Below are 24149 nucleotides of genomic sequence, written 5' to 3'. Positions count from 1 at the left end.
CAGATTAAAATGATTAACACAGATTAAAATTAAATATAAAATTAGCAGGCAGACTTTACAGATAAAAAAGATATCCTTTTGAATCTGTGAAATCTGTGGCAAAAAAACTAACAAATGAATCTACTGGAAATTATTCAAGAACCTTGGCCTTGGTACATTGCTGGTCCTTTAATCGGATTGACTGTTCCTATTTTATTAATTATCGGAAATAAATCTTTTGGGATTAGTTCTTCGCTTCGCCACATTTGTGCGGCTTGTATTCCTTCTAACATTTCGTTTTTTAAATACGACTGGAAAAAAGAAAGCTGGAATTTATTCTTCGTTTTCGGAATATTTCTTGGCGGTGTTATTGGTGCCTACTTTTTATCAAACCCAAATAATGTTCAAATTACTCCAGAACTTTCAGAACAATTAGCTTCTTACGGAATCACGGATCATTCTGGTTTAGTTCCGGCGCAGTTATTTTCCTGGGAAAGTTTATTAACCCTTCGCGGATTTATTATGATTGTTGTTGGCGGATTTTTAGTTGGTTTCGGAACTCGTTATGCCGGCGGATGCACGAGCGGACACGCCATAATGGGATTATCAAATTTACAATGGCCTTCATTAATCGCTACAATCTGTTTTATGATTGGCGGTTTTGTAATGTCACTTTTGATTTTACCTTATATTCTTTCACTTTAAAATTTCAAAAATGAACAATTTAGAAAATAAAAATACAGATAGCGAAGGAATCAATGCAAGTCATAAAAAAGAAACAGGATTCGCAAACCTTAAATATTTAATTGTTGGAATATTTTTTGGGATTGTATTTGTAAAAGCAGAAATCATCAGTTGGTTTCGTATTCAGGAAATGTTCCACCTGCAGTCATTCTTTATGTATGGCGTAATTGGAAGCGCAGTTGCTGTTGGTGTTATCTCGGTTTTCATCATTAAAAAATTCAATATTAAAACGCTTCAGGGCGAGAAAATCGAAATTCAGCCAAAAACGTTCAGTAAAGGACAAATCTATGGCGGATTGTTATTCGGTTTTGGATGGGCTATTACCGGAGCTTGTCCGGGACCGCTTTTTGCACAAATTGGAACTGGTGCTACTGTAATTATTGTTACTTTATTAAGTGCTATTGCAGGAACGTGGTTTTATGGCTGGATAAAAGACAAACTTCCTCATTGATATATTTTTTGTTTCAGGTTTCATGTTTCAAGTTGCTTTACGAAACTTAAAGAAAATAAAATCCAATTTCATTCCGAAGGAATGTCTGGTTGGTAGAATTAAATTTGAGCTGCGGTTATACGTTCCGTAGGAACGTTTGATTAACGAGCCTAGTCTTATATTCTGTTGAAAACGGTGTCCCTACAGGACACAATTCAATTCAAAACAATTCTATTTTTTTCTATCGACGAAATATTCCTAACGGAATATTAAAAATTGTCTTTAGACTAACTTAGACGAAAATATAATCTACAACAAACCCGACAGATTTTAAAAATCTGTCGGGTTTGTTTTTTGAAACCTAATGAATCAACCTGAAACCTGAAATAAAAACAAACTTTAACAACCAAGACATTTCTTCATCTAAATCTAATTTCGTTTCGCTAAGTTTGCTTTAAACAAAAAATCCAAAAAAAAAGAGCATTATATATGAACCGTTCAGAACAGCTATCGATATTAAAAAACACTGAAAAATGGGATGTAATTATTATTGGAGGCGGTGCCAGCGGTTTAGGAACTGCTCTTGATGCTGCTAGCAGAGGATACAAAACAATTTTAGTCGAAGCGGTTGATTTTGCAAAAGGAACTTCTAGCAGAAGTACTAAATTGATTCATGGCGGCGTACGTTATCTGGAACAAGGAAATATTCACCTGGTCATAGAAGCGCTGAAAGAAAGAGGCTTAATAGTTAAAAATGCGGGTCACTTAGTCAAAAACCAATCTTTTGTGATCCCAAATTACAATTGGTGGAGCAGTTTCATTTATACTATTGGATTAACTGTTTATGATTTATTGGCCGGACGTTTAAGTTTAGGCCGTTCAAAATATATTTCTAAGAAAAAAACAATCGAAATGCTTCCTAACGTAGAAGAAGCTGGTTTACTAAATGGCGTTATTTATCATGACGGGCAGTTTGATGATTCGCGTTTAGCTATTAATATCGCTCAAACTGCCGTAGAAAAAGGAGCTTGTATTTTAAACTATGTAAAAGTTATAAATTTAATAAAAGACAATAAAAACCATGTTATTGGTGTTGAAGCAGAAGATCAGGAAACAGGAGATAAATACAATTTAAAAGGTGCCGCAATTATAAACGCTACGGGTGTTTTTACAAATGCCATAATGAAACTAAACGATACTGTTTATAAAAAATATATCGTCCCTAGCCAGGGCATTCATCTAGTTTTTGATAAATCTTTTTTACCCGGAGATCATGCTTTGATGATCCCAAAAACAAGTGACGGACGAGTTTTGTTTGCTGTACCCTGGCATAACCGGATTGTAGTAGGCACAACAGATACATTAATTAAAAAACATAGTTTAGAACCTATTGCTTTAGAAAGTGAAATCAAATTTGTATTAGAAACAGCACAGCATTTTTTAGCGAAAAAACCAACCAGAGCAGATGTTTTATCGGTTTTTGCAGGCTTACGTCCTTTGGCAGCACCCGAAGAGGAAGGCAAAAAAACCAAAGAAGTTTCCCGAAGCCATAAAATTATTGTATCTGAAACAGGCTTAATAACTATAACTGGAGGAAAATGGACAACATACAGAAAAATAGCTGAAGATATTATAAACAAAGCAATTAGTATTGGTAAACTGCCTAAAAAACGATGTATTACAGAACATCTTGCGATTCATGGAAATAAAACTACTGCAGCTTTAGACAGAGAAAATCATTTGTATATCTATGGTTCTGACATTCCTAAAATAATCGAATTACAACAAAACAATCCTGAATTAAAAGAAAAAGTACATCCCGATCACGAATTCACTATGGCAGAAGTGCTTTGGGCTATACGATATGAAATGGCAAGAACTGTTGATGATATTTTAGCAAGACGCGTTCGTTTATTGTTCTTAGATGCCAGAGCCGCAATTCAATCTTCAGAAAAAGTAGCAAAACTGATTGCTAAAGAACTTGGACATAATGAAGAGTGGATAAATAAAGAAATTTTAAATTTCAAAAAAATAGCAAGAGGCTTTCTTTTGTCTGAATTTCAATAAGCCTTTTGTCAAAATCTAAAACTTTGACAAAGTTAAATTCAATTTTAAGTAATCATTAAACATTTATTAATCAATATTTTACATTTAAAATTAGAGTATTTTTATTCTGTTTTTTGTACACTTTCAATTTCACGCTAATTCAATTAACAAAAAATTAACGAAACACTTGTATATACAAATATTAAAAACCATACATTTGTATATACAAATTATACACTTACGACTATGACAATTGAAGAGGTTATTAAAAGTACAGTTAAGATGGATAATGCGAAAAAAGTTATTCTGAATATCATGTACACACAGAATGTGATTCAGGATCATTTCAACGAGTTGATAAAGCCGTATGATTTATCTGGAGAACAATATAATGTACTGCGTATATTAAGAGGACAAAAAGGAAATCCTGCTAATATGTGTGTGATACAAGAACGCATGTTAGCTAAAACGAGTAACACAACCCGATTAGTTGATAAATTATTACTGAAAGATTTTGTAACAAGAAATGTCTGTCCGGGCAATCGACGAAAAATTGAAGTCTTGATTACACAGAAAGGACTTGATGTTTTAAAAGAATTAGACCCAAAGGTAGACGAGCACGAGCGTTCGTTTGCCAAAAATATAAGTCAGGAAGAATTAGAATTATTAAACACATTATTAGAAAAATACCGAACCCAACAAAATTAAAATTATGAGTACATTATTAGATAATTTAAACTGGAGATATGCAACAAAAAAATATGATGCTTCTAAAAAAGTATCTTCAGCAGATTTAAATACTTTAAAAGAAGCTGTTAGATTAAGTGCTTCTTCATACGGATTACAACCATACAAAGTTGTTATTGTAGAAAATCCGGAAATTAGGGAACAATTAAAAGCTGCAGCTTACGGACAAACACAGCTTACAGATGCTTCTCAAATATTTGTATTTGCAAATGATGTAAATCTTGGAGTACATTCTGTAGACAATTATATCAACAATATAAGCAAAACAAGAGGTGTTCCTGCTGATGCTTTAGCTGGATTTAGCGATATGATGAAAGGTACAGTTGCAAACTTATCTGATGAAGCTAAAAACATCTGGACAGCAAAACAAACTTACATTGCTTTGGGTACTTTATTAAGTGCTGCTTCTGAATTAAAAATCGATGCTACACCTATGGAAGGTTTCAATGCAGCAGAATTCAACAAAATCTTAGGTTTTGATAAACTAGGCCTAAGTACTACAGTTATTGCTGCTGTAGGTTACAGACATGATGAGGACGATGCTCAGCATTTCAAAAAAGTTAGAAAATCTCACGAGGAATTATTTATCACTATATAATTATTATTAATCAAATTCAATTTTAACAACATGAAAAATTTAAAAACAATTGCAATTGCATTATTCGTAGCAGCAGCTGGTATCTCAGTAAACGCACAAACTAAAAAAATCGACGTAAAAGCGTCTACTATCAAATGGGTAGGTAAAAAAGTAACAGGAGAACACTCTGGAACAGTAAACTTTAAAGAAGGTGCTGTAGTTTTCAAAGGAAAAAAATTAGTTGGAGGAAGCTTCACAGTTGATATGACTTCATTAACTTCTACAGATTTAAGTGGAGAATACCAAGGTAAATTAAACGGTCACTTAAAAGCTGACGATTTCTTTGGAACTGATAAATTCCCAACTTCAAAATTAGTTTTCAAAACTATTGGTGCTAAATCTGCTGACGTTTACACAGTAACTGCTGATTTAACTATTAAAGGAATCACTAAACCAGTAACTTTTGATATTACTGTAAGTGGAAACACTGCTACAACTGCATTTAAAGTTGACAGAACTAAATATGATATTAAATACGGTTCTGGAAGTTTCTTCGAAGGTTTAGGAGATAAAACTATCAGCGATGATTTCGAATTAACAGTAGCTTTAAAATTCTAATTTCAGGCTTACTAATTCATATATAAGAAAAACCCCAATAGTTGATTCTATTGGGGTTTTTCTTTTTTATTTATGTCTTTTAATATTTATTGGATTTTGTCTGGTATCAAATACATCCAGAATTTCAATTGAATTTCTTTCAGAATTTATCCAATAAATAATCTTATAATTTTTAAATATCAAATAACGGATTTCTTTTGAATAACTTTCTAAAAGTTCTTCCTTTTGTCCAATTTCAGATTGTCCTTGCTGCTTAGTTGTTTCTTTCGTAATTCCTATAACAAGTTTTCTTGCAACGCTTAAATTGGCTTCTTTTTATAATAATCAAAAAATATTCTTAAGTACTTTTTTAGTAAAATCAGTCCAAAAAGTCTTTAACTTCATTTCTCACTTTCAAGCTTAAGAAAGTCTCTAATAAAAATCACTTTTCGAGTATCTAAATCCATTTCTTTTATTTTTATTAAAGTTACAAATTATCTTTAAATGAAAATTTAATTGCAAACAATTTTGAAGCAGCGTTTTCTCTGGTTAAATATCTTATTTCTTTTCAAAATCATAACATTCTTAATGATAAAATAACGCTTTCATAATAACTATCCCCGTATTGATTAACATTCGGGGTCTAATTTTGAGGAAAATAAAAATCAAAAAACAGAAATTAAAATTATAGCTATGAAAACAAAAATATGTGTTGCAATAATTACACTTATAAGCACTTTTTTTCTACAAGCTCAACAACAGATAAAAGGAATAACCGGCACCAATAACTGGATGAATAATTGGACTAATTTTAATCCGTCTAAAATAGAATACAGTGAAGCAACCAACATAATTGCCGGAACGATTGACAAAGATACCAGATTAGTAAAACGAAATACCTACCAGCTGGTAGGTATTGTTTATGTGACAAACAATGCAACTTTAACCATCGAGCCCGGAACTATAATAAGAGGCGATGATAAAACCTGCGGAACTCTTGTTGTTACAAATGGTGCAAAAATTGTGGCCGAAGGTTTAGAAACTGACCCAATCGTTTTTACTTCAAACAAAGAAATCACAGACAGACGTCCGGGAGACTGGGGCGGAATAATCATTTTAGGAAAAGCTCCAATTAATTCGCTTGGCGGACTTCACACACTTCCTTTTACTTTAGATCCAATATTAAATCATTATGGAGGTCAGGATGCCGAAGACAATTCAGGCATTTTAAAATATGTCAGGATAGAATTTGCCGGTAGAAAACTGAGTTCAGAAAAAGAACTTAACGGTCTTTCTCTGGCTGGTGTTGGGAGAAAAACAATTTTAAGCAATATCCAGATCAGTTTTTCAAACGACGATTCTTTTGAATGTTACGGAGGAGATTTAAATATGAATAATTTAATTTCATACAGAACTACTGACGACGATTTCGATTTTACACAAGGAGCTCAAATTAGCATCAGCAACAGTATTGCTATTCGTCATCCTTTTTCATCAGATATTTCGGGTTCAAGATGTTTTGAAGTCGATTCTTATGATAAGATTCAAAATACTGATATGACTAAAAAAATGACAAAAATCAATGCAACCAATATCACTTTAGTAAATCTTGAAGAAAACAACCAAGGCCTGGTTAGAGAATCTATTCATATTAGAGAAAACACTTTTTTTAATTTAAGCAATAGTATTGTTTCTGGTTTTTCTCCTTTTGTTTTATTAGAAAGCAATATTGGAAATGGAGACGAAAGCTTGGCAAAAATGAGTTTCAAAAACATAATCGTGAACAATTGCAACGGCGGAATTACAAGTGAATCATCTAGTGCTGATGCTGCAATTCAAAATTATTACAATCCAAATTCTGGGATAGAATACTCAAAATACAAGAACAATGAGTTGTTTACACTGCCAAATATCAAAGGAAATCCAGATTTTAGAGCAAATGTTAATAATACGATTGCGATTGGAAACTAAGGCCTTAAGCAAACTTTAGAGTTTAAAATTTAACAAATTTCAAAAATTAGAAAAGTTTTTTTTGAGATTTTATGTATTCTAATTCAAATTACATTTATATCTTTGTCACATCAAAATAAGATATGAGAACAATAATGAACAATACTTGGTGGTGGAACAATTTACGTCAAACGTCGTGAACTAAGCTTCCTATGGTATTTTCAAAACTATAAATATAAAAGGCTTGTCATCACGACAGGCCTTTTTTTTTGGTCGAAATTTTAGCAGAAAAAAATATTAAAAACTAAAAAACACATACTTTGAAACCTTTTATACTCAACACACATTACAAACAAATCCTGGCAGACACCATTACGCCGGTTAGTATATATTTTAAAATAAGAGATAAATTTCCAAATAGTTTATTACTGGAAAGCAGTGATTATCACGGAAACGACAACAGTTTCTCTTATGTATGCTGTAACCCTATTGCTACGATTAAAATCGAAAACGAAACGATTTCAAAAACTTTCCCTGACGGAACTTCAGAGCAGACTAAAATTGATGCTTCAACAAATATTCCAGAAGTAATTCAGGAGTTTTCAAGCAAATTTCAATCGGAGAAAAACGACTTTAAATTCATTAATAATGGATTATTCGGATACATTTCTTATGATGCCGTTCGTTATTTCGAGAAAGTTTCGATTGCTAAAAAAGACAATGCAACTTCAATTCCGGATGTTTTTTATGCCGTTTATCAAAACATCATTGCCATCAATCACTTTAAAAACGAAGCCTATATTTTCTGCCACAGCGTTGATGGAACAAATAACATTTCTGAAATCGAACAATTATTACAATCCAGAAATATTGCTTCATACAAATTTTCAAAAGAAGGCGAAGGTTTCTCTAATTTAACCGATGAAGAATTTAAACACAATGTGGCTTTAGCAAAAAAACATTGCTTTCGCGGAGACGTTTTTCAATTGGTTTTATCTCGTCGTTTTACACAAGGTTTTAAAGGTGACGAATTTAATGTTTACAGAGCCTTAAGAAGCATCAACCCATCTCCTTACCTATTCTTTTTTGATTATGGAGATTTCAAAATATTTGGGTCTTCGCCCGAAGCGCAAATTATCGTAAAAAACAGAAAAGCCGAAATTCACCCCATCGCCGGAACTTTTAAAAGAACCGGAAATGACGAACGTGATGCACTTCTAGCCAAAGAACTTTCAGAAGATAAAAAAGAAAACAGTGAACACGTAATGCTTGTCGACTTGGCAAGAAACGATTTAAGCCGAAACGGTCACGATGTAAATGTGGAGAAATACAGAGAAGTTCAGTTTTTCTCGCACGTAATTCACCTGGTTTCTAAAGTTACAGGTCATTTACACGAAAAAGCGACGACGATGCAGGTTGTCGCCGATACTTTCCCTGCCGGAACTTTAAGCGGTGCACCAAAACACAGAGCCATGCAATTGATTGAAGATTACGAAAAAACAAATCGTAATTTCTACGGAGGCGCAATTGGTTTTATGGATTTTGAAGGTAATTTTAATCACGCCATTATGATTCGAACTTTCCTTAGTAAAAATCATCAATTACATTACCAGGCCGGCGCCGGAATCGTAGCAAGTTCTGACGAAGAAAGTGAAATGCAGGAAGTTTATAACAAATTAAGAGCATTGAATACAGCGCTGGAAATGGCAGAAAAAATATAGTTTCAAGTTTTCTTTGTTTCAGGTTTCAAGTTGTTGGAACGTGAAACTTGAAATCTGAAACTTTAAAAAATAAAAACAAACTATAAAAAACTATAAACCATGAAAAAAGTATTATCAATTCTAGTTTTAATCATTACAATAACCTCTTGTAATTCGGAAAAAAAAGAGAATCCAATTAAAGGAACCTGGCGTCTGATATCAGCAGAAACGACAGAAAAAGATTCAACTTTTTCGACTTTCAATCCAAAAACAAAAATGATTAAAATTATTAACGATACACATTTTGCTTTTTTAAATCATGATTTAAATAATGGTAAAGATTCAACAAATGCAGTATTCTTTGGCGGAGGCGGAAAATATACTTTAAAAGATAGTGTTTATACCGAGAATTTAGAGTACTTCAACAACCGCCAATGGGAAAATGGAAAATTTGAGTTTGTAGTAAAAATTAAAAACGACACTTTAACTCAAAAGGGAATAGAAAAAGTAGAAAAATTAGGAATCGATAGAATTATTACTGAAAAGTACGTTCGAGAAAAATAAATAAAAAATAGTTGTCAGTCTCAGTCCCAGTTTTCAGTAACAGTTTGAAAACTTAGTGTCTTAGCAACTTAGAACCTTAGAAAAAATGAAAAAAATATTAGTTATAGACAATTATGATAGTTTCACTTATAATTTAGTGCACTATCTGGAAGATTTGAACTGCGAAGTTACGGTTTACAGAAACGATGAATTCGAAATTGACGAAATTGCTTCTTTCGATAAAATATTACTTTCGCCGGGTCCTGGAATCCCTGATGAAGCGGGTTTATTAAAGGCCGTAATTAAAAAATATGCACCAACAAAAAGTATTCTTGGCGTTTGTTTAGGGCAGCAGGCTATTGGAGAAGTTTTTGGAGGAACGCTTTCGAACCTAGACAAAGTATACCACGGCGTTGCAACAAATGTAAAAACAGTAGTTTCAGACGAAATTTTATTTGAAGGTTTAGGAAACGAATTTGAAGTGGGCAGATATCATTCATGGGTCGTTGACAGTAATTTACCAGAAGCTCTTGAAGCAACCTCTATCGATGAAAACGGGCAGATTATGTCACTGAGACACAAAAAATTTGACGTAAGAGGTGTTCAGTTTCACCCTGAAAGTGTGCTTACTCCAAAAGGAAAAAGGATTTTAGAGAATTGGATTAAAAGCTAAAATAATTCTTTATTAAAAAACAAGAAATAAGCTACATTTTTGTAGGTTTGAAGCAAAAAGGAATTGCATAAAAAAAGCTATCTTTTGCTAATAAATTTAAATCAAATAAAAAACAATGAAAAAAATTCTACTAACTTTATTTATCCTTCTTTCAACTTATTCATTTGCAGCTGATGTAAGCGGTAAAGTTTTTTTAGATAACACCACAAATTTTGAAAACTCTACAATTACTTTTACACCAGTTTCTCCTAGTGCAGTACTTGCTCAAACAACATCTCAAATAGATGGTAATTTTACAGCTGTTGTTGCTAATGGGGTTTATAATATTAAATATGAAAAGAATGGTTACCAAACTTATGAACTATTAAATTATTTTATTAGTGAAAATATTGTTTTAGACGATGTCACTTTATCATCTAACAATTTAGTCTTAGTAAATGGTAATGTTAGTGGATTATGGACAAAAGGAAATACCTATAGAGTTACAGGAAATATAATCGTTCCCGCTGGACAAACATTAACAATTGAAGAAGGCGTTGAAATAAAATTCGATGGTTATTATTCTTTGACTGCAAATGGAACGTTATTGGCAAATGGCTCTTCAAACAGCTACATTAAGTTTACTTCGAATAAAACTTCTCCAACAAATAAGGATTGGAATCAAATTGTTATTAATAGTACTGGAACATCAAAAATAGATTATTCTATTATCGAATATGGTAAAATAAAAAATGATGACAATATTGGCCTTCTAAACATAAATGGAAATTTAATTTTAACTAACAGTATCATTAGATATTCAGAACAAAGTGCAATAAGTATTCGAAATACAGGTAACTTAACCGTTAAAAACAATAAATTATACAATTGTGCTTATGGCTTTTCTGTTTTTACTACAGGAATTGTAAACATAGAAGATAATGAAATTTTTAATCATTCAATAATAGGTATAAATATACACACAAGCTCACCTCAATCAGTTTTTAAAAATAACATTGTGTATAATTGTGTATTTGATGCTATCCAAGTCCAAGGCACATATAAAATAGAGCGTAATATCTTATTTAATTCTGGAGTTGGAATTAATGTCGCATATGCCATGCCGAATATTGTAAACAATACTATATTTTCTAACAAATATGGTATTAGCATATATAATAATGAATCCATAGTAACAAAACCAAAAATTAATTCAAATATAATAACCGATAATTCATATGGAATTTACTCAACCGGGACACATAAACCTGAATTAGTTTCTTATAATTTATTCTACAACAATTATTCCGGCAATGGTAATAATAATTTGCCAGTAGGTGTTGGACCAATAATCACAACAAACAAAAATAATACCCCTTCAGATGCATACTATAATGTTTTTGTAAATCCTGAATTTGAATCTATTAATTCTGCTGAATCATCTTTTTGTACTTTGAGAAGTATTTCTCCTGCTGTTAATGCTGGGGATCCATCGATAAGCAAATCTAATGGAACAATTGTAGATATTGGAGCAAAAGAATTTAGCGGAAATTTATCTAATGAGGAATTTCAAAACACTAAAATAACAAACGTAAAAGTTTTCCCTAATCCAACAAGTGATTTTTTATCATTTGAAACAAATCAGAATTACAAATTCGATTCAATCAAATTTTTCGACATTAACGGTAAAGATATTAACCAAATTAAATTAGACGAATCTACATCAGCTTACCGATGGCAAGTCTCAAGCAATTTTAATAAAGGCGTGTATCTGTATGTAATTATGAATGGAAATTCAATTATTGATTCAGGAAAATTTATCAAAAAATAAAAACAAATTCTACTTCGATTAGAATTTTAAGGACTTAAAAAAAAAATGAAAACTATATTAAACAAATTAATCAATCACGAAGTACTTTCTAAAGAAGAAGCAAAAGACGTTTTGATTAATATATCAAGCGGACAATACAATCCGAGTCAGATTTCGGCATTTTTGACCGTATTTATGATGCGAAGCATTACAATTGATGAACTTTCGGGATTTCGCGAAGCTTTATTAGAATTGTGTGTTCGTGTCGATTTATCAGCTTACAATACAATCGATTTATGCGGAACTGGCGGTGACGGAAAGGACACTTTCAATATCTCGACTTTAGCCTCTTTTATTTCAGCTGGAGCTGGAATTAAAGTTGCCAAACATGGAAATTACGGCGTTTCATCAATTTCTGGATCGAGTAACGTAATGGAAAAAATGGGAATTAAATTCAGCAATGATCCTTCATTTTTAGAAAAATGTATGGACAAAGCCGGAATCTGCGTTTTGCACGCTCCCCTATTTCACCCGGCAATGAAAAATGTTGGGCCAATTCGTAAAGAATTGGCTGTAAAAACCTTCTTTAATATGTTAGGACCAATGGTAAATCCATCATTCCCGCAAAATCAATTAGTTGGAGTTTTCAATCTTGAATTAGCCAGAATGTATGCTTATTTATACCAAAATACTGATATCAATTTCACCATTTTACATTCACTTGACGGATATGACGAAATCTCTTTAACAGGCCCAACCAAAACGATTACATCACACATGGAAGGAATGTTAAAACCTGAAGATTTTGGTGTTAGACTTTTATCTCAAACAGAAATCGAAGGCGGAAAAACCATCGAAGAATCGGCTGAAATTTTCACTAATATCATATCTGGAAAAGGAAACGAAGCACAGAATAATGTAGTTTGTGCCAATGCAGCAATGGCAATTGCAACCGTTACAAAATGTTCTCCGCTTGAAGGATTTGAACTGGCAAAAGAAAGTTTACTATCCGGAAAAGGATTAAAAGCATTAAAAGCATTACAGGAATTAAGTAAATAAAAAACAAACACAAATTTCACGAATTAGCACTAATAAATTTGCGTCTTTGTGACTTTGTGGCAAAACAACAACAATGAACATTTTAGATAAAATAATATTTGATAAACAAAGAGAAGTCGTTCTCAAAAAATCAATCATTCCGGTTTCTCAGTTGGAAGCTTCTGTATTTTTTGGAAAAGAAACGATTTCATTAAGCCAAAAACTAAGAGCAAGTTCGACTGGAATTATTGCAGAACACAAACGCCGTTCTCCTTCAAAATCAGTTATTAATCACAACTTTACAGTTGAAGAAGTTGTAAAAGGTTATGAAAATGCCGGAGCTTGCGGAATTTCTGTTTTAACAGACGGGAAATATTTTGGAGGTTCTCTTGACGATTTACTTTTGGCAAGAGCAAGCGTAAATATTCCGCTTTTGCGAAAAGAATTTATTGTCGATGAATACCAAATTCTGGAAGCCAAAGCCCACGGAGCCGATTTAATTCTTCTGATAGCAGCTGTTTTAACTCGTAATGAAATTAAATCATTATCTGAATTTGCCAAAAAATTAGGTTTAGAGGTTTTACTGGAAGTACATAATCAGGAAGAACTGGAAAAATCGATTATGCCAACTCTAGACATGATTGGTGTAAACAACAGAAATCTAAAAACGTTTGAAGTAAGCTTAGATTTCAGCAAACAATTGGCATCCCAAATTCCGGATGATTTTGTAAAAGTTTCCGAAAGCGGTATTTCATCAATCGAAGCCATTCAGGAATTAAAACCTTACGGTTACAAAGGTTTCTTAATTGGGGAAAACTTCATGAAAACCGATAACGCCGGACAAGCAGCTGTTGACTTTATTAGTCAGCTATAGGCTTTAAGCTATAAGCAATAAGCCTTTCTCAACATTACTAATTTAGCCTAAAGCCTAAAGCTTAAAGCTTAAAGCATCAAAAAAAATGAAACTCAAAATATGCGGCATGAAATATCCCAAAAACATTCTCGAAGTAGGCGCACTCCTACCCGATTATATGGGATTTATTTTCTGGGAAAAATCCGCACGATATTTTAACGGAACCATTCCTGAACTTATAAAAACAATCAAAAAAGTGGGAGTTTTTGTAAATCAAAGTCAGGAAGAAATTCTGGAAAAAGTAACAAAATACAATTTGCAAGCCGTTCAGTTACATGGAAATGAATCCGTTGAATTTGTATCGGAACTAAAAAATAAACTGTCAAAAAAAATCGAAATCATAAAAGCATTTTCTGCAGATGAAAACTTTGATTTTGAAGTGATAAAACCTTTCGAACCTGTCTGTAATTATTTCCTGTTTGATACAAAAGGAAAATTACCCGGCGGCAACGGAACAACATTTGACTGGACGATATTAAAAAAATACAATTCAGACAAACCATTCTTTTTGAGCGGCGGAATCGGAATTAACGAATTAAAAGCCATTGAAGAAATTTCAAAAAGCAATTTACCAATTTATGCTATCGATGTAAATAGTAAATTTGAAATCGAACCAGGGCTTAAAAACAGAAATCTATTTAGCAATTTCAAACGAAAATTTGATGTTGCCAACTTTTAAACTTTAAATAAAATGAGTTTTAACGTCAACGAAAAAGGATATTACGGAGAATTTGGAGGAGCTTACATTCCTGAAATGCTGTATCCAAATGTAGAAGAATTACGCCAAAAATATCTAAGCATAATGGATGAACCAGATTTTAAAGCTGAGTTCAACCAATTGCTAAAAGATTATGTAGGACGCCCAAGTCCGTTGTATTTTGCAAAGCGATTATCTGAAAAATACAATACCAAAGTCTATCTAAAAAGAGAAGATTTAAACCATACCGGAGCGCACAAAGTCAACAACACAATTGGGCAGATTTTATTAGCAAAACGTTTAGGTAAAAAAAGAATTATTGCCGAAACCGGAGCAGGTCAACATGGTGTAGCATCGGCAACAGTATGCGCTTTAATGGGAATTGAATGTATCGTTTACATGGGCGAAATTGACATTGCGCGTCAGGCTCCGAATGTGGCCCGTATGAAAATGTTAGGCGCAGAAGTTCGTCCGGCACTTTCGGGTTCACGTACTTTAAAAGACGCTACAAACGAAGCCATTCGCGATTGGATTAATAATCCTGTTGATACACATTATATAATCGGATCGGCGATTGGACCTCATCCTTATCCCGATATGGTTACACGTTTTCAAAGTATTATTTCAGAAGAAATAAAATGGCAGTTAAAAGAAAAAGAAGGACGAGAAAATCCTGATTATGTTGTTGCTTGTATTGGCGGCGGAAGTAACGCCGCAGGAACATATTACCACTTTTTACACGAACCTGAAGTTGGAATTATTGCCGTTGAAGCTGCAGGAAAAGGTGTTGACAGCGGGCATAGTGCTGCAACAAGTAAATTAGGAAAAGTGGGGGTTATTCACGGCTGCAAAACCCTTTTAATGCAAACGCCAGACGGACAAATTACTGAGCCGTATTCAATTTCAGCAGGGTTAGATTATCCTGGAGTTGGACCTTTACATGCACATTTGGCACAAACCGGACGCGGTGAATTCTTCTCTGTAACCGATGATGATGCTATGAATGCAGGCTTGCAATTGACAAAACTAGAAGGAATTATTCCGGCGATTGAAAGCGCCCATGCATTTGCAGTTTTAGATCAAAAGAAATTTAAACCTACAGATGTTGTCGTTATTAGTCTTTCTGGACGTGGCGATAAAGATTTAGACAATTATATTGATTATTTTAAATTGTAATAATAATCGTAATTTGGGCATTCGCTAACGCAAACAAATAACGAGAAAAAAGTAGATATGGAAAAGTTATTCTCTTACGGAACATTACGATCAAAACAAATTCAAATGCAGGTTTTCAATAAAGTATTAACTGGAACTCCTGACCAGCTTCTTGGTTATAAACTAAAAAGCCTTCAAATTGAAGAAGAATTTGGAATGGCTGATTATGTTGTCGTTGTACCAAGCGAAAATCCTTCAGAAGTTATTCATGGAGTTGTTTTCAATGTTACTAACGCAGATTTAGCAAAAGTAGATTTATTTGAATCTAATGCTTATAAAAGAGTTAAGGTTACTTTAAAATCAGGAATTTCGGCCTGGATTTATATGGAAAACTAAATAATTATAAAATAAAAAATGATTCTAGCTGCTGCACAAACAAAACCAACGCGAGGGGATATCGATGCAAATTTATCAGATCATTATCGTCTTATAGAATTGGCTGTAAAAAATAAAGCGCAATTAATTGCATTTCCTGAAATGTCTATTACAGGCTATGAAAGAGAACATGCACAGAGATTAGCTTTCCAGAAAAACGATTCGCGCTTGGATCATTTGCAAAAATTAGCTGTAGAAAATAATATTGTAATTATTGCCGGTGCACCTATTGAAATTGGCTCAAATCTGTTTATTGGCGAATTTGTAATTTCTCCAGATAAGTTAGTTTCAATTTATACGAAACAGTTTTTACACGAAGGCGAGGATGAATATTTTCAATCTTCTTTTGATAATAATCCGATTATTTCAATTGAAAATCAAAAGATTTCATTTGCCATTTGTGCCGATATTGATAATCCGCTTCATCCGGAAAATGCGAAAAAGAGAGAAACTGATATTTATACTGCCAGTATTTTCTTTTCGCCAAACGGGATTCCGAACGCATACAGAGATTTGCAAAATTATGCCGAGAAACATCAAATGAATGTTTTGATGTCGAATTTCAGCGGCGAATCGTGGGGATCTCCTTCGGCAGGTCAAAGTGCATTTTGGAATAATAAAGGAGAATTAATTGGGCAGATGAATGATTCAGATTCGGGATTATTATTGGTAGAAAAACAAAAGGATAATTGGACAAGTAGGGTTTTAAAAAATTAAAAATAATGCTACAGATTTCACAGATTTGCACAGATTTTTTTCACGCAGATTTGACAGATTATTACAGATTTAATTAAAGATATTTTTAAAAAATCTGCATCAATTGGCTTAAATCAATTTAAATCTGCATGAAATAAAATTTGAATAATAATCAGTGAAAATCCTTTTAATCTGTGGCAAAAAACTAACATACCTACAAGGTTTTGGAAACCTTGCAGGATAAAAAAGATATTAAAATGAACAGAATAACTCAAAAATTACAAGAAGATAAAAAGATACTTTCGATCTATTTTTCTGCGGGATATCCTAACTTAAATGATACTGTGCAGATTATTCAGGATTTAGAGAAAAATGGGGTCGATTTAATCGAAATTGGACTTCCGTTTAGTGATCCTTTGGCCGATGGACCAACAATTCAGACGAGTTCTACACAGGCACTTCATAACGGAATGACAACTCAAATTCTTTTCGATCAGCTGAAAAACATCCGTGAAAGCGTAAAAATCCCCTTGATTATTATGGGATATTTTAATCCGATGTTACAATACGGCGTTGAAGCTTTTTGCAAAAAATGCAGCGAAATTGGTATCGACGGTTTAATTATTCCAGATTTACCTGTTGATGTTTACGCTGAAGAATACAAAGCGATTTTCGAAAAATACGGATTAATTAATGTTTTCCTGATTACGCCGCAAACTTCTGACGATCGTATTCGTTTTATCGACAGCGTTTCAAACGGATTCATTTATATGGTAAGTTCTGCAAGCGTTACGGGATCTCAATCTGGTTTTGGAAATGTTCAGGAAAGCTATTTCGAGAGAATAGCAAACCTAAATTTAAAAAATCCACAAATTGTAGGTTTCGGAATTTCGAATAAAGAGACTTTTAATCAAGCTACTAAATATGCAAAAGGCGCTATTATTGGAAGTGCTTTTATTAAACATTTAAGTGAAAACGGAAGTGGGAAAATTGAGGAATTTGTTGGAGAGATTCGATAAACGTATACAATAAAAGCCTAGCTTGTCATTCCGACGAAGGAGGAATCGCACTAGAAACTCCACAAGCAAATTCTCCAATCTTTGTCGAATTACGAGTGCGATTCCTCCTTCGTCGGAATGACAAAACAAACTAACAAAGCTGAAATACTAAGTGTTTCAGTTTTTTTTTTTGCCCAAAATTATCGAAACCGTTTTATGTTAATATTGTGTTAAACAAAAACTAAACAAGTGTTTAAATTAAACGAGTGTTTAATTTTGTATTCGATTATAAACAATACTATGTCACAGATCGAATTAAACGATAAAAAAATTCAGATTCTTACTGTTGCTGAAAAGCTATTTTCTGAGAAAGGATTTGAGGGAACATCAATACGGGATATCTCGAAACATGCAAAAATTAATATTGCCATGGTTTCGTATTATTTTGGTTCAAAAGATAAATTACTGGAATCTTTAATCATTCATAAAACAGCTGATTTAAAGTTACAAATCGAAAGTTTACAGCATGAAGATCTTCACCCTCTTGATAAAGTCAATAAATTAGTCGAAATTTATATCAATAGAATTAATTGTAACAGAGGGATTTTCAGAGTTTTACATTTCGAACTTAATTCTAAAAAAAGAGAAGAAAGCCTTGCCGCTTTTACAGAGCTGAAAAAGGGAAACCTAAAATCTCTTGAAGCAATTATTAAAGAAGGCCAGTCAAAAGGGATTTTTAGAAAAGATGTCATTATCCCGTTGATTACACCAACGATTATGGGAACTTTTTTTCATTTTCATATGAATAAATCATTCTTTGAGGAACTCTTAAATCTAAAAACAGAAACGTTATACAACGATTACATTAAAAACAGTCTTACAAAGCACATTCAACAAACTATAAAAGCGCTACTTGTTTATGAAAATTAGTCAAATAATGCTCTTTGGAGTTTTCTTTATAGGGATATCTTCAATAGAAGCACAAGAAAAAACAAGTTTAACTTTAGATGAAGCCGTAAAAATGGCTTGGGAAAAGAGTAACGAGGTTACGCTTGCCAACACTAAGGTAAACTCAAAAAAATATGAATTACAAACGGTTAAGAATAACCAATATCCTGATTTAAAAATTTCAGGACAATATCAGCGATTAACAAAAGCTTCGATCGATATGCCTAATCAGGGAGAAAGCGCTTCTTTAGCTTCTCCGGATCGTGCAATGCTTGGTATGGCAAATTTAAGTTTACCTCTTTTTGCAGGATTTAAAATTCAGAATAGTATTGACGCTTATGAAAGCTTATATGAAGCCGAAAGCGTTACTGCTGCTAAAACAAAAGAAGATGTTGCCTTAAGGGTAATTACTTATTACACGGCTTTATACAAGGCACAAAAAACTTTAGATGTTTTAACAGAGAATCAAAAAAGTGCTAAACAGCGTGTTACTGATTTTATTGAATTAGAGAAAAACGGAATCATTCCAAGAAATGATTTATTGAAAGCACAATTACTGGTTTCAAAAACGCAATTATCTATTGATGAAGCTAATAACAACATTAGCAACATCAACTTTTATCTAACGACATTACTTAAATTAGAGCCAACAGTAAAAATTCAGGTTAACGAAGATGATTTCTTTAACTTAAAAACAACTAATGCTCCAAGATCAGATGTTTTAGCACTTGAAAGCAGAAAAGATTTAGAGGCTGTTCGTTTACAGCAAAAAGCTTCAGAAGCTAATGTTAAGATTGCAAAAGCCGGATATTATCCAACAATTTCATTACTTGGCGGTTATACTGCTTTAGATCTTAAAGACATTATTACTGTAAAATATGCTATGAATTTTGGTTTAGGTTTATCGTATGATTTATCTGGAATCCTTAAAAACAGCGCACACGTAAAAGAAGCAGAAAGCAAAGCGCTTGAAGTAAAAAATACGGAGGCTATTATGACGGACCGCATTAAAGTTGAAGTTCAAAAATCTATTGAAGATTATGACTTAGCGATCAATCAAAGTGTGGTTTATGAAGAAGCATTTCAGCAGGCTGCAGAAAATTACAGACTTGTAAAAGATAAATTCGACAATGGTCTTGCAGATACCAATGATCTTGTTGAAGCTGATGTTGAACAGCTAAGTGCTAAAATCAATACCGCTGTAGCAAAAGCAACAATTATTCAAAAATATTACGAATTACTTTCAGTATCAGGACAATTATCACAATCATTCAATCTTTCTAAAATATAATCGAAGCTCTCATGGAAAAGAAAAAGACAAATAAAAAATTCATCATCATACTAACCGTTTTGGTTTTAGTGGGAGGAACTTACGGAATATCAAAATACTTACACTCATTGGCTCACGAAGAAACGGATGATGCTCAAATTGAGAAAAAAATGAATCCGATTATTCCGAGAGTATCAGGATATATTAGTAAAGTATATGTGAAAGATAATGACTATGTAAAAAAAGGAGATACTTTATTTACTATCGATAAAAGAGATTATCAGTTAAAAATCGATGAAGCAAATGCTGCATTATTAGGAGCTGAAGGTCAATACGAAGCAGCAAAAGCTGATATTGGAAGTGCAAATGCAAGCATCTCGGTTTCTGATGCAAATATGAGATCTGCAAGCGGTTCTATCGAAAGTGCTAAAATCAGATTGAGACAGCTTACAAACGATTTCAACCGTTATAATAACTTGTATAAAACGCATACCATTACAAAACAGCAATTTGAACAGGCTCAGGCTGCAAAAGATGAAGCTGAAAACCAAGTACGTGTTTTAGAACAGCAGCAAAGAGCAAGTTCTTACCAAAAATCTGTTATTCAGTCAAAATCTAAAGTTTCTGATAAACAAACAGAAGTTGCAGCAGCAAACATCAAAAAAGCAAAAACAATGCTTGATGTTGCTCACTTAAACTTAAGCTACACAGTAGTTACAGCGGCTATTGATGGTCAGGTTTCTAAAGTTGATATTCAGCCGGGACAATTAGTTCAGCCGGGGCAATCTTTATTCTACATTATCAACAATAATGAGGCTTGGGTTGTAGCTAACTTTAAAGAAACACAATTAAACAAAATGGTTGTGGGGCAAAAAGTAAGTTTAAAAGTTGATGCTTATCCAAACTATGAGTTTAAAGGTACTGTAACTTCATTTTCTCCTGCAACAGGATCACGTTTTTCATTGTTACCTCCTGATAATGCTACAGGAAACTTCGTAAAAACAATTCAGAGATTACCAGTAAAAATTAGTTTAGATGAATCAAACGATCCTGAAAAAGTAAAACTTTTAAGACCAGGAATGAATGTTGATGTAGACGTACATTTAAAATAAAAAATGGCAGCAGCAGTACAAGCAGACGACGATTTAGTAGAATACGGTTTTAGACGTGTTGTCATTACGATTACGGCAGTACTTTGTGCATTGCTGGAAATTGTAGATACGACGATTGTAAACGTAGCGCTGACAGACATGCGCGGAAGTCTTGGTGCTACCCTGACCGATGTGGCGTGGGTTATTACAGCATATGCAATTGCAAATGTTATTGTAATACCAATGACGAGCTGGTTATCGCAGCAATTTGGAAGACGTAATTATTTTGTGGCTTCTATCATTATATTTACCGTCTGTTCCTTTTTATGTGGAAATGCCACTAATATTTGGGAACTTGTAGCCTTCCGATTCGTACAAGGTATGGGTGGCGGAGCGTTACTTGTAACAGCCCAAACGATTATTACAGAAAGTTATCCGGCTGCAAAACGTGGTATGGCACAGGCCATTTACGGAATGGGTGTAATTGTGGGTCCAACTTTAGGTCCGCCTTTGGGGGGATATTTAGTAGATAATTATTCCTGGCCTTATATATTTTACATTAATATTCCACTTGGAATTATCGCTACTATTTTGGCTTTAACTTTCGTAAGAAGCCCTAAATATGGAGAAAAATTAAAAGCAAATCAGGTTGACTGGTGGGGAATTTTCTTGTTGAGTGCTTTTATCGGTTCTTTACAATTTGTTTTAGAACACGGACAGCAAGATGACTGGTTTAACGATTCACTTATTGTAACTCTAAGTGTTGTGACTGTTCTAGGATTGATTCTTTTTATTTGGAGAGAGCTGACTTACAAACATCCAATTGTTAATTTAAGTGTTTTAAAAGATGGAAATTTAAGAATTGGGACTGTAATGTGTTTCATTCTTGGTTTTGGATTATATGGTTCAACCTTAATTATCCCAATTTATACACAGTCAATTTTAGGATGGACAGCAACTGATGCAGGATTATTATTGATTCCGGGATCTATAACAACGGCGATTATGATGCCTTTTGTTGGAAATATGATTCAAAAAGGTGTTCCGCAAGGTTATATGGTTGGAGTTGGATTTTTTGTGTTTTTCCTCTTTACTTTTATGATGTACAGTCGTATGACTCCTGATACCGGTGTTGAACATATGTACTGGCCATTAATTTTAAGAGGAATTGGTCTTGGATTACTTTTTGTACCAATTACAACACTTTCACTTTCAACTTTAAAAGGAAAACAAATTGGTGAAGGAGCTGCTTTTACCGGAATGATGCGTCAATTAGGAGGTTCATTTGGTATTGCAATTATTACCACTTTTATCACACGTTTTAGTCAGGAACACAGAGTTGATTTAATCAACAATTTAGATCCTGCAAAATATGATGTTCAGCAGCGTATTGCAGGAATGCAAAGAGCTTTTATGTCAAAAGGATATAGTGCTGATGTTGCACTTAAAAAAGCTTACCAGGCAATAGAATATTCAGTATTAAAACAAAGTACCGTTTTGGCTTACATGGATATTTTTATGTACCTGGGAATTATGTTTTTATGTTGTATACCGATTATTCTCTTTATCAAAAAAGGGAAGAACAAGATTAGCGCAGCCGACGCAATGCACTAATAATAATTTTATAATACGCAGAAACGCCGAATTCAATTTAGAATTCGGCGTTTATTTTTTTGTTGACATCCACTAAATCTTCAGAGATTGAAATCTTTATCAATATTCTTGAAATTTACAGGGATTGAAATCCCTGCCTACAATATGTTCCGAGCCTTCGGCTCTCTAGTAAAAAATCTTAGAACCTTAGCATCTTAGTAACTCAGAACCTTAAAAAAAAACCTCTGATCCTTTGTAACTTTGAACCTTTGTCCCTCAAAATTTACCTTATAAAAACCAAATGATTTCCTTTTGAAAGATTCGCATCAAAATGATAACCTTCGTAATTAAAACCTTTTAAATCATCAATAGTTTCTGCATTTGTATCAATAATATAACGCACCATCATACCTCTCGCCTTTTTTGCGAAGAAACTGATCATTTTTAATTTTCCATCTTTGTAATCTTTAAAATCCGGAGTGATTACAGGAACTTTTAAAGCTTTTACATCAACTGCCGAGAAATATTCGTTACTGGCTAAATTCACAAATAATTCCCCTTTTGTCAATTCTTTGTTTAAAGCTTTTGTAACAACAGGTTTCCAAAATTCATGCAGGTTTTTATAATCTCCAACAGGCAGTTTTGTTCCCATTTCTAAACGGTATGCCTGCATTAAATCAAGCGGTTTTAAAACTCCGTAAAGTCCTGATAAAATTCTAAGTTTATCCTGAAGAACATCTAATTTTTCTAACGGAATTGAATAAGCATCTAAACCTGTATAAACATCACCATCAAAAGTATAAACTGCCGGGCGGGCATTTTCAACCGTAAATGGTGTTTTCCAGTCTTGGTTTCGTTTCCAATTTAAGTCAGCAAGTTTATCGGAAATTGACATTAAATGAGATAATTCAGCAGGTTTTTTTCCTTTTAGTATTTTATGAACCTGACGCGCTTCTTTTAAAAATGAAGGCTCAGTATGTTGAGCAGTAGGTAATTCTTTTTCGAAATTCAGTGATTTCGCCGGCGATATAACAATTTTCATTTGTGCATTTTTATATAACTCAAAAATACAAATTGCATTTTTAAAAATATGTTATTGTAATTGATTTGTTTTATTACTGTATAGTTTTTTTCGCCACGAATTACACGAATTTTCACGAATTATTCTTTCACGCAGATTGCGAAGATTTTTTGCCACAGATTAAAAAGATTTTCACAGATTTTTTAATCATTTTAATCCTTTAATCTGTGGCTATATTTTTCTGCCACGAACTATTCTTTCACGCAGATTGCAAAGATTTTTTGCCACAGATTAAAAAGATTTTCACAGATTTTTTAATCATTTTAATCCTTTAATCTGTGGCTATATTTTTCTGCCACGAATTATTCTTTCACGCAGATTGCAAAGATTTTTTGCCACAGATTAAAAAGATTTCCACAGATTTTTTTTAATCCTTTTAATCCTGTAATCTGTGGCAGAAAAAAAATAATTCGTGAAAATTCATGTAATTCGTGGCAGCTCTTTCTCAATTCATAAAAA

Annotated in this window: 23 protein-coding genes; 22 read left to right on the top strand and 1 reads right to left on the bottom strand. The window is 33.1% G+C overall.

The features are described 5' to 3' along the window. Positions 1-114 precede the first annotated feature (114 nt). From LUU93_RS05430 to LUU93_RS05325, 22 genes are all read left to right on the top strand, one after another. Positions 115-684 (top strand): YeeE/YedE family protein, encoded by a 570-nt coding sequence (locus LUU93_RS05430; RefSeq protein WP_232679114.1) that lies wholly within the window; start codon positions 115-117, stop codon positions 682-684. 10 nt (positions 685-694) lie between these two features. Next, positions 695-1174, top strand: coding sequence for a DUF6691 family protein (locus LUU93_RS05425; protein WP_232679111.1), 480 nt, complete (start codon positions 695-697; stop codon positions 1172-1174). A 468-nt stretch (positions 1175-1642) separates the two neighbouring features. Beyond that, positions 1643-3220 carry a glycerol-3-phosphate dehydrogenase/oxidase gene (locus tag LUU93_RS05420; protein ID WP_232679109.1) on the top strand — a complete coding sequence of 526 codons (1578 nt, stop codon included), beginning with the start codon at positions 1643-1645 and terminating at the stop codon, positions 3218-3220. Between the two features lie 225 nt (positions 3221-3445). Continuing rightward, entirely contained in the window at positions 3446-3907 is a 462-nt protein-coding gene (locus LUU93_RS05415; protein WP_232679107.1) for a MarR family winged helix-turn-helix transcriptional regulator, read from the top strand. A gap of 4 nt (positions 3908-3911) precedes the next feature. Beyond that, a complete protein-coding gene (locus LUU93_RS05410) occupies positions 3912-4544 on the top strand; it encodes an NAD(P)H-dependent oxidoreductase (protein ID WP_232679105.1) in 633 nt (210 codons plus the stop codon). A gap of 30 nt (positions 4545-4574) precedes the next feature. Next, positions 4575-5141: a YceI family protein gene (locus LUU93_RS05405; protein WP_232679102.1), complete on the top strand. Its 567-nt coding sequence runs from the start codon at positions 4575-4577 to the stop codon at positions 5139-5141. A 672-nt stretch (positions 5142-5813) separates the two neighbouring features. Next, positions 5814-7091 carry a beta-helix domain-containing protein gene (locus tag LUU93_RS05400; RefSeq protein WP_232679101.1) on the top strand — a complete coding sequence of 426 codons (1278 nt, stop codon included), beginning with the start codon at positions 5814-5816 and terminating at the stop codon, positions 7089-7091. Between the two features lie 299 nt (positions 7092-7390). Next, complete coding sequence (locus LUU93_RS05395) at positions 7391-8791, top strand: anthranilate synthase component I family protein (protein WP_232679099.1); 1401 nt, start codon at positions 7391-7393, stop codon at positions 8789-8791. A gap of 99 nt (positions 8792-8890) precedes the next feature. Continuing rightward, positions 8891-9334 (top strand): hypothetical protein, encoded by a 444-nt coding sequence (locus tag LUU93_RS05390; protein ID WP_232679096.1) that lies wholly within the window; start codon positions 8891-8893, stop codon positions 9332-9334. An 85-nt stretch (positions 9335-9419) separates the two neighbouring features. Then, positions 9420-9986, top strand: coding sequence for an anthranilate synthase component II (locus tag LUU93_RS05385; protein WP_232679094.1), 567 nt, complete (start codon positions 9420-9422; stop codon positions 9984-9986). A 115-nt stretch (positions 9987-10101) separates the two neighbouring features. Further along, the gene (locus tag LUU93_RS05380) at positions 10102-11796 is read left to right on the top strand and encodes a right-handed parallel beta-helix repeat-containing protein (RefSeq protein ID WP_232679092.1); all 1695 of its coding nucleotides are present in this window, start codon (positions 10102-10104) and stop codon (positions 11794-11796) included. Between the two features lie 45 nt (positions 11797-11841). Beyond that, positions 11842-12834, top strand: a complete 993-nt coding sequence (gene trpD, locus LUU93_RS05375) for an anthranilate phosphoribosyltransferase (protein ID WP_232679090.1) — start codon at positions 11842-11844, stop codon at positions 12832-12834. Positions 12835-12907: 73 nt separating this feature from the next. Further along, on the top strand, positions 12908-13687 hold the full coding sequence (gene trpC / locus LUU93_RS05370) for an indole-3-glycerol phosphate synthase TrpC (RefSeq protein WP_232679088.1): 780 nt from the start codon (positions 12908-12910) through the stop codon (positions 13685-13687). Positions 13688-13772: 85 nt separating this feature from the next. Further along, the gene (locus LUU93_RS05365; RefSeq protein WP_232679086.1) at positions 13773-14405 is read left to right on the top strand and encodes a phosphoribosylanthranilate isomerase; all 633 of its coding nucleotides are present in this window, start codon (positions 13773-13775) and stop codon (positions 14403-14405) included. A gap of 12 nt (positions 14406-14417) precedes the next feature. Further along, the gene (trpB, locus tag LUU93_RS05360; protein WP_232679083.1) at positions 14418-15599 is read left to right on the top strand and encodes a tryptophan synthase subunit beta; all 1182 of its coding nucleotides are present in this window, start codon (positions 14418-14420) and stop codon (positions 15597-15599) included. 57 nt (positions 15600-15656) lie between these two features. Then, entirely contained in the window at positions 15657-15974 is a 318-nt protein-coding gene (locus tag LUU93_RS05355) for a gamma-glutamylcyclotransferase family protein (RefSeq protein ID WP_232679081.1), read from the top strand. 18 nt (positions 15975-15992) lie between these two features. Next, a complete protein-coding gene (locus tag LUU93_RS05350; RefSeq protein ID WP_232679079.1) occupies positions 15993-16730 on the top strand; it encodes a carbon-nitrogen hydrolase family protein in 738 nt (245 codons plus the stop codon). Positions 16731-16966: 236 nt separating this feature from the next. Next, complete coding sequence (trpA, locus tag LUU93_RS05345) at positions 16967-17728, top strand: tryptophan synthase subunit alpha (RefSeq protein ID WP_232679077.1); 762 nt, start codon at positions 16967-16969, stop codon at positions 17726-17728. Between the two features lie 279 nt (positions 17729-18007). Beyond that, positions 18008-18637: a TetR/AcrR family transcriptional regulator gene (locus LUU93_RS05340; RefSeq protein WP_232679074.1), complete on the top strand. Its 630-nt coding sequence runs from the start codon at positions 18008-18010 to the stop codon at positions 18635-18637. Beyond that, on the top strand, positions 18627-19946 hold the full coding sequence (locus tag LUU93_RS05335; RefSeq protein WP_232679072.1) for a TolC family protein: 1320 nt from the start codon (positions 18627-18629) through the stop codon (positions 19944-19946). The genes LUU93_RS05340 and LUU93_RS05335 overlap by 11 nt, the downstream gene beginning before the upstream one ends. A gap of 11 nt (positions 19947-19957) precedes the next feature. Next, positions 19958-21037, top strand: coding sequence for an HlyD family secretion protein (locus LUU93_RS05330; protein WP_232679070.1), 1080 nt, complete (start codon positions 19958-19960; stop codon positions 21035-21037). Positions 21038-21040: 3 nt separating this feature from the next. After that, the gene (locus LUU93_RS05325; protein ID WP_232679068.1) at positions 21041-22630 is read left to right on the top strand and encodes an MDR family MFS transporter; all 1590 of its coding nucleotides are present in this window, start codon (positions 21041-21043) and stop codon (positions 22628-22630) included. A gap of 262 nt (positions 22631-22892) precedes the next feature. On the opposite strand, the gene yaaA is transcribed toward LUU93_RS05325, so the two are convergent. Further along, positions 22893-23651, bottom strand: coding sequence for a peroxide stress protein YaaA (gene yaaA / locus LUU93_RS05320; protein ID WP_232679066.1), 759 nt, complete (start codon positions 23649-23651; stop codon positions 22893-22895). Positions 23652-24149: the final 498 nt, after the last annotated feature.

This window comes from Flavobacterium soyae (genome assembly GCF_021245985.1).
GTDB classification, from domain to species: Bacteria; Bacteroidota; Bacteroidia; order Flavobacteriales; family Flavobacteriaceae; genus Flavobacterium; species Flavobacterium soyae.
Note: the sequence above shows the minus strand (reverse complement) of the source record. Positions and strands in the feature narration are given on the sequence as shown.